The sequence below is a fragment of the Mucilaginibacter flavus genome, assembly GCF_030409315.1.
GTDB classification, from domain to species: domain Bacteria; phylum Bacteroidota; class Bacteroidia; order Sphingobacteriales; family Sphingobacteriaceae; genus Mucilaginibacter; species Mucilaginibacter flavus.
Genome location: NZ_JAUFPS010000004.1, coordinates 1 through 7,953 on the forward strand (window position 1 = coordinate 1; position 7,953 = coordinate 7,953).

Here is a 7,953-nt window from a genome sequence, read left to right on the forward strand (position 1 = left end):
GTGGTGTTAAAGCGGGCGTTCAACAAAAAGCCCGATAACAGCATCGAGATGCTTTCGACCTATTACGTGTATGACGACTACGGTCACCTGAGCTTTGTGCTGCCGCCGGGCGCTGTGCCCGACGGCGGAACCGTCAGCCCCTCCTCCCTCGATTTCTGGTGCTACCAGTACCGGTATGACGAGCGAGGGCGGCTGGTAGAGAAGAAACTGCCTGGCAAAGGCAAGGATTTTACAGTGTATAACACGCTCGATTTGCCGGTGATGGCGCAGGACGCCAACCAGCGCGGCACGGCCAACCAGCAGTGGACGGTAACCAAGTACGACCAGCAGGGCCGCGTTGTCGTGACCGGTCTGTACACCGATGCGGGCAGTGCCACTGGCGTCGAAAAAAGGACAAACATGCAGGCTTCTGTAACCGGCAATCCCGGTCTTTGGGAAGCTACGGTAACCGGCGGGAACGGCTACAGCACCGCGGGCGGCGTCTATGCTTCTTATCCCACAACACTTAACACGACCCTCGGCATAAACTACTACGACAATTACGCGGCACCCTCGATTCCGGCCGCTTTTGACAAACATACTGANGCCGGCGGGAACGGCTACAGCACCGCGGCGGGCGTTTATGCCACTTATCCCAAAACACTTAACACGACCCTCGGCATAAACTACTACGACAATTACGCGGCACCCTCGATTCCGGCCGCTTTTGACAAACATACTGAAACGGGGATGAGCACCATGACCTTGGGGCTACCGACAGCAAGCCTTGTTAAGGTGCTGGACGGAAGCACAGGCAGCAATAACATGCTGTGGAGCGTGAATTACTATGATGACTTTGGCCGGGGTATCCGTGGCTTCTCCGAGCATTTTAAGGGCGGACTGGTAAGTGTAAACAACTACGACGAGGTCAAAAGCACCTATGACTTTACGGGTACGCTGCTGACCAGTAATCGGGTGAATTACGTAAATAGCAGTAGCAATACCGCAGCGCAGTCAGTTGCGGTGACCCTTTCCTACAGCTACGATCATATGGGGCGCAAGCTGCGCACGCAACAAGGCATCAACGGGAACACCGTTTTGCTTAATTCATTTGTCTACAATGAAATCGGACAAGTGTCCGAAAAAAACCTCCACTCGGCTGATAACGGCCAGACCTTTCTGCAGAGCATGGACTACCGCTACAACAGCCGGGGCTGGCTCAAAAGCATCAACAACGCGGCGTTGAACAATGCCGACCCGTTGATTAATAATGACACCAACGACGCTTTTGGCGAAGAGATATCCTATGACGATTACGGGACAACGGCATTAAAGCAGTACAACGGGAATATCAGCGCGGTAAGCTGGCAGGGTAAAAAGCAACCGAGCGGCGGGGCCGCGCAAATTGCCCAAAGTTATGAGTACAGTTACGACAAGCTAAACCGGCTTACACTGGCCAACTACACCACGGCTGGCCTCACGGGGAGGTATAATGAATCTTTAACTTACGATGTGGCCGGCAACATTAAAAAGCTGAACCGTTACCGGGATATCAGCAATGCCGCAACGCCGATCGATCAGCTTACCTATGTCTACGACAACAGCGATAACAGCAGCAGGCTGTTATCGGTAACAGACGTAAGTGGCAGCAACGAGGGTCAGTTAAATGGTACCACGGGATATACTTATGACCCTAATGGTAATTTGTGGGTTGATAACAAAAAAGGGCTTACCTTTACCTATAATTATTTGAACCTACCTTATACGGTAACACCTACCACCGGCAATGCGCTTACCTATATTTACGATGCAACCGGCCGTAAATTGCGCAAGGTGATTTCGGGGGGTAGCCATGATTACGTGAGCGGGATAGAGTATGATGCCGCGGGTAACTTGCTGTTTCTTACAACAGAGGAAGGGCGGGCCCGACCGAACGGGGCGAGTTATTTTTACGAGTACGCTTTGAAGGACAACCTCGGCAATACGCGAGTGCTGATCGGTCAGGACGGGCAGGTGGCGCAGCAAACGGATTATTATGCATTCGGTATGGAAATGAATCGTGGAGGAATGGTAGCACCGAACCCGGATAACAAATATAAGTATAATGGCAAGGAGCTTCAGGATGAGACAGGGCTTTACGATTACGGCGCAAGGCAATATGATCCAGTAGTCGGGAGATGGGCTAGTATTGACCCGCTTGCAGAAAGTAGTAGGAAGTGGAGCCCATATAATTATGGGAACAATAACCCACTTGCCTTTGTCGATCCGGACGGAATGTCTACAGAAAGTTGGATGCAAGAACATGGAGTTACCAACGATGATCTAATAACCCTTTATCAAGCACCAGCAGAACAAGAAAATGATGCACCAGCAGAACAAGAAAATGATGGAGCTGATTGTTGTAAAACTGCAGCGACTGCAGGAACTGCAACGGGAACCTCGGCAAAGCCGCCGCTCAGTAAATCTTTCGTTAATGAAGCCGGTGAGTTAATTGTAGAGGATGGTGCTAAAATTCCCGGAGCGCTTGAGGTTATCGCTTATTTTGTAATAAAACTTTTCGCATCAAACAACGATGCAAAAAACCCTGAAACTGTTTATAACGAATATGGAGGGCCAAAAGGTAACACTGATACAGCTCCAGGATTTGATGGGGAAATGGCACGTCAAGGGCACTTCAAAGGCAATGTAGACATACCAAACAATAGTGAAGAAAGAAAAGAGTATTATATTCACTATTCAAATAGAAAGGGGATTGTAGGCATTGCAATGAGTCAGGTGATTTTCCCAAATAAAAAAAACAAAGTGTACCTCACCAAAGCTTTTTTAACAGAAAAGGAAGTTGAAAATATTTTATTCATAGGAGACCCGACAAAGAAAGGTTTTGGGAAATATATGACAATATTTAAAGTTGATCCCGATCAAGCTTCGAATATAACTAAAAATCCCACTCATGTTTACGAATACGATTATAATGCAGGGTCGTTAAGAATTAGAACTGGAAATATGGTGTATATTGGTATAAATCCTAAAACAAAGTAATTATGGTTATAGATAATATCTCGGAGCTCAAAGTTTTGGTAGATGTTTTTTACGGCTTGAAATTTGGCATTGATAATGATGAACTAAATCAAATATTAAGAAGTCCATTTTTTAGCCAGATTTTTAACAAAGCCGTTATCGAAATGATTGGCCATTACAAGGCGATTAAAACTCTCGATGATAATCCCGTCTCAATTAGTGAATGGGAACTTAAGTGTCGGCAGAGGGAAAGAAAAAAAATTATCAATTATCTTTTAGAGGTAGAATCTTGGGAAGACATCGATGAATCAGCGCAGTTAGAAATAATAAAAAACATGTTTAGCCCATTCATTTATGACAAAGAAGACATACAAATGACTTTAGCGGAGTTAATTAAACGATGAGTATCGCTTTATAGCGACTTTAGATCACCGATAGCCTTTTAAAGAGAGTAAAAAAAAATATACTGGATGTCATTTAAACATGTCATGAGTCATCTATCTGTCTGGGCTAATAGGTATAAAACTAAAGAAAAGTAGATTTCTCGTTGCCGCAAAGTTGCGCCGGGGTCTGGCTAAAAATCTGATCGCCCTTGATTAATGATGGTCCATTTATTGAAATCAGTATTAAGTTAATCGTCAACGCATTGAATATTCAGCAAGAAAGATAACCTTAAAGGGAATAAAAACACCCCTATAAGGGGTGTTGTACTAAATGCTCCGGCAGTTCACTCCATACAAAACGGATGCGTTCTTTGTATGTCTCGTTTGCAATTGTTTTGCCTTTCTCCCAGCGCATCGCTGCATCTTCTGATATTGAAAACAGTGTAGCACATTGCTCAAAAGTGAGTCCTTTGCAATGGCGGATTTGTTTGAGTTTCCCGGCACAACTTTCAGTTTCATGCTCGAACGGATAGTACCCGAGGTACGCAATGATAGCAGGGTAATAGTGGGTTGAAGGATTGGTGTGTCCGAGTTCCCAGGCGTTAATAGTATTTTCGCTAACTCCCAATTTATCAGCTAACTCTTTTTGTGCGCAGTTACTTTGTATCCGTTTCTTTCTAATATGCTCACCAATAGTCTTTGGATCATTAGTATATTGCGGAACATTCGGTTTTTTAAATGATGCGCTCCGTGAAAGAAATGTTCTGACAGGGATGCCCCTGCGGTTATTACAACCACCCCGAAAAAGACTGCATCTGGCCGCCGGGAACTGTGAAAAAAACTGAGTAAGCTTTCCCGGCCATTACTGAACGGGATTGACCTTTATGTGAAGTTACCCTGGTTAACTTCAGCGAACTATCTTCAGACAGACTGACTGAAGAAAGCGAAAAAATTCGTGAGCGCGTGATCAAATCCTGGGGAATACAGATAGAGCGCTTTGGCAACCGGCCCCATTGCCCGTAGAGTTCCGCCGATCGAATGTCTTTGAACGCTATGCTTGTAGTTTATAACTAAAGCGATCAAGGTTGTTAGAATATTCTATTACCTCGGCTGGCTACGCATGCGTCTCGTTCAATGAATATACAACATCCTGATGTATAGTTGCACCCGGGTGTTTTTGTTGCAGATTCGCGTAAAGAATAAAAACAGATAATTTTAACTCAAAAAATATGTTTAATGGAGTTCAGACGAAATTCGAAAATTGTACATTTGGATTCTGAAAATTCAATTAACAACTCGCGAAACAAAATCCCGCAACCCGCTCCACTAGCCCCATTTATCTTAATAAACTCGGCTATGGGTTTGAAAATACTTTTTTTTATAGGTTAGGAATAACCATTGCCCGCTAATGCAAATAGTCCAATGAGGTACAATAAATGTGCGCAGAAATGCATTTTGACATATAGAGCAGAACGTTTTTATAATCAGCTAATTCGGATATATAGGTAAATGATAAAGCATTTCAAAATAATATGGATCGAATAGGATTACTGGAAATATGTTGATTTAATTTCGCATCAGTTACAAAAGTAGTCTCATTTTTAATACGTTACCTAAAAACTCTCACCGATTTAAAACACTCCCACTTTACCCATCCCCATCTCCTCACTTTTGGCTTAACAAAAGCAACAAGCATGATACGAAACACAGTCATCCGGAAATTAGCCTATCAAAAGTTTACCCAGATAGTAAACAAGTCAACCGTATACAACCGCCGAAAGGTCGGCCCAGTTAAACGCCAGTTTGCACCGTTAGGTGCAAACCACATCGCCGGAAATCCGAAGGATTAAAGGTGGCCCGAAGGGCAGCAAACAAAGACAGAAAACGAAGTTTTACCAACGACCGTAAGGGAGCAGACTAAACACACCAGTGTTTGGCAAGATGTACGTTTGTCTACACAAACGGATCTTGCCCACTCCTTTCAGTCGGGGATAACCGCCGCGGAACTTGGCGGTTAGGGAATATTAAATGTATGAATTATGGCCAGGCCAAAGAGTGAAAACAGGAAGCAGCTTTATACAAAGGTAGTGCGGACAAGGGTAACTGAAGCGATCTATGAAAGAATGGAAAAACTATTGATGGAAAGCAACTGCCGCTCTGTCGGCGAGGTCGCCCGAAAGATTCTTTCCAAAGAAAAAATACTATGCTTATATAAAGATGTAACCATGAGCGGAACAATGGAAGAATTGACCCGTATCCGAAAAGAACTTAAAGCCATCGGTATTAATGTCAATCAATTAACAAGGGGATTTAATAGTTCCCGCGATGAATCCGGCAAAGCCTTTTACAAACTGAAAGCAATTGAACGCTCAAAAGATATTGATGTGCAAGTAGACCGTCTAATGAGCCTGGTTACCTCACTTACAAAAAAATGGTTGCAAGAATAAAAAGCAGTAAGAGTATTCGGGGATTGCTGAACTATAACGAGAACAAAGTTACAGCAGGGCAAGCGCAACTGATTATGGCAAGCCTGTTCGGCACAGAGGTAGAAAAACTAAAGTTTTCCGATAAGCTGAACCGGTTGCTGCACTTAACCGAACTCAACGACCGGGTTAAAACCAATTCGGTACACATCATGCTCAACTTTGATGTAAGCGAAAAACCGGACATGCTTACTATGCAGCAGATCGCAACTGCATACATGGACAAGATCGGTTTTGGCGACCAGCCTTATTTAGTATATAAGCACGATGATGCTGCGCATGCACATATTCATATTGTAACTACCAATATTGAAACGGACGGCAACCGGATTAGTTTGCATAACATTGGTAAAACGCTGTCGGAACCCGCAAGGAAAGAACTGGAGGTAGAGTTTGGTTTAGTTAAAGCAGACAGCAAAGCGATCAACAAAGCTAACCGGATTAAACCGATAAGCCCTGAAAAGGCCGTTTACGGCAAAACCCCAACCAAACGGGCAATTACCAATGTGGTAGGTGCCGTAGTCAGCCAATATAAATTCACCTCGCTTCCCGAATTTAATGCTGTCCTGAAGCAATTCAATGTTACAGCCGACCGTGGTAAAGAGGGCACATTAATGTTTGAAAAGCAAGGGTTGATCTATTCGATACTTGATGAAAATGGTAACAAGATCGGGATACCATTTAAAGCAAGCAGCCTGAATGATAAACCAACGCTAAATAATTTGGAAGCAAGATTTGCGCAGAATGAAGAAAAGCGCAAACCTTTTAAGGAAAGCCTAAAAAACAGTATTGAAAAAGTATTCATAAACTATAAAGGGATTACTAAAGACGCCTTTATTAAGCAACTGCAAAAACAGCATATACAAGCCGTATTCCGGCAGAATGAACAGGGAATAACCTACGGCGTAACTTTTATAGATAACTATAACAAGGCCGTTTTCAACGGCAGCGACCTGGGCAAAGCCTACACCGCCAAAGGATTAAATGAAAAATTCGGCCCTATTGACCAGCTCGCGAAACAAAAGCAGGATAGCTATGGCAGAACAGGGCAATACCAACCAACCTATCTGCCAAACACACCAAAGACGGATTACCTAAAAGCTGATGAACCAACAGAACAGTATTTGCAACCATCGGTATTTGATAGATTGCTTAATAATCTGATGGGGAAAGGTGGTGACGGCGGCGCACCACTTACTACTAGCAAAAAGAAGAAGAAACAGGAACGAGGCAAGGGATTATAACACCATAACAATTTTAAAGGAGGACACCATTATGAATACCGGGGAAGATACACAGGGACTACGCAAGATCATTGATTTTACAAGGCTGATCAGCATTTTCATATTAGCGGTACATTTTTATATCGCCTGTTTTACAGCTTTTCAGCAATGGCATTTCTCCGCTGATATTACAACGCGGATAGTTAGCAATATCGCCAAAATAGGATTTTTCAACAATATTTGGAAACCGAAGCTGGCAGCTCTATTAATGTTATTCATTTCCTTGGTGGGTGCCAAAGGCAGAAAAGACGAGAAAATAAACAAACGATCAATAGCCACCTATTTGCTTGGCGGCTTACTACTTTATTTTATTAGCCAGATTGCTTTCTACCTGCCTGCACTACCGACTATTATAACCATAATCTACATAGCGTTTACTGCAATTGGCTACCTTTTCATACTATCCGGTGGTACTTTATTGTCGCGGCATATCAAAGTGGCCTTCACCAATGATATATTCAATACCGAAAACGAAACCTTCCCCCAAGAGGAAAGGTTATTGGAAAACGAATATTCGATTAACCTACCCGCTATCTACAAACTTAAAGGAAAGGCACATAAAAGTTGGATAAACTTTATTAATCCTTTCAGAGGCCTTTTAGTTATTGGAACTCCAGGCGCGGGTAAGTCTTATTTTGTGATCAGGCACGTAATCACCCAACACATTAAAAAGGGGTTTACGATGTTCCTGTACGACTTTAAGTTTGACGATTTAACTAAGATAGTGGAGATTCTGTTGAACTTGACCACCACATTCCGGCGCAAGCTGACCACCCATTCCGGGCGAAACTGACCAGTGCATTCCGG

Annotated in this window: 6 protein-coding genes; 5 read left to right on the top strand and 1 reads right to left on the bottom strand. The window is 43.5% G+C overall.

All coding sequences use genetic code 11. The annotated features are described in order from the left end of the window. The first annotated feature begins 1,167 nt into the window (after positions 1-1,167). Both QWZ17_RS29720 and QWZ17_RS00870 read left to right on the top strand, forming a co-directional pair. A complete protein-coding gene (locus tag QWZ17_RS29720; protein WP_435404572.1) occupies positions 1,168-3,018 on the top strand; it encodes an RHS repeat domain-containing protein in 1,851 nt (616 codons plus the stop codon). A gap of 2 nt (positions 3,019-3,020) precedes the next feature. Further along, on the top strand, positions 3,021-3,401 hold the full coding sequence (locus tag QWZ17_RS00870) for a hypothetical protein (protein WP_290302938.1): 381 nt from the start codon (positions 3,021-3,023) through the stop codon (positions 3,399-3,401). Between the two features lie 289 nt (positions 3,402-3,690). Here the strand turns inward: QWZ17_RS00870 and QWZ17_RS29610 are convergent, their stop codons facing one another. After that, entirely contained in the window at positions 3,691-4,155 is a 465-nt protein-coding gene (locus QWZ17_RS29610) for a helix-turn-helix transcriptional regulator (protein ID WP_353959461.1), read from the bottom strand. 1,348 nt (positions 4,156-5,503) lie between these two features. On the opposite strand from QWZ17_RS29610, the gene QWZ17_RS00875 reads away from it, so the two are divergent. The 3 genes from QWZ17_RS00875 to QWZ17_RS00885 are packed head-to-tail and all read left to right on the top strand — an operon-like array spanning position 5,504 to position 7,939. Continuing rightward, complete coding sequence (locus QWZ17_RS00875) at positions 5,504-5,827, top strand: mobilization protein (protein WP_290302939.1); 324 nt, start codon at positions 5,504-5,506, stop codon at positions 5,825-5,827. Beyond that, positions 5,812-7,107: a relaxase/mobilization nuclease domain-containing protein gene (locus QWZ17_RS00880; protein WP_290302940.1), complete on the top strand. Its 1,296-nt coding sequence runs from the start codon at positions 5,812-5,814 to the stop codon at positions 7,105-7,107. Before QWZ17_RS00875 ends, QWZ17_RS00880 begins: the two co-directional genes overlap by 16 nt. Positions 7,108-7,138: 31 nt before the next feature. Next, positions 7,139-7,939, top strand: a complete 801-nt coding sequence (locus QWZ17_RS00885; protein ID WP_290302941.1) for a YWFCY domain-containing protein — start codon at positions 7,139-7,141, stop codon at positions 7,937-7,939. Positions 7,940-7,953 lie beyond the last annotated feature (14 nt).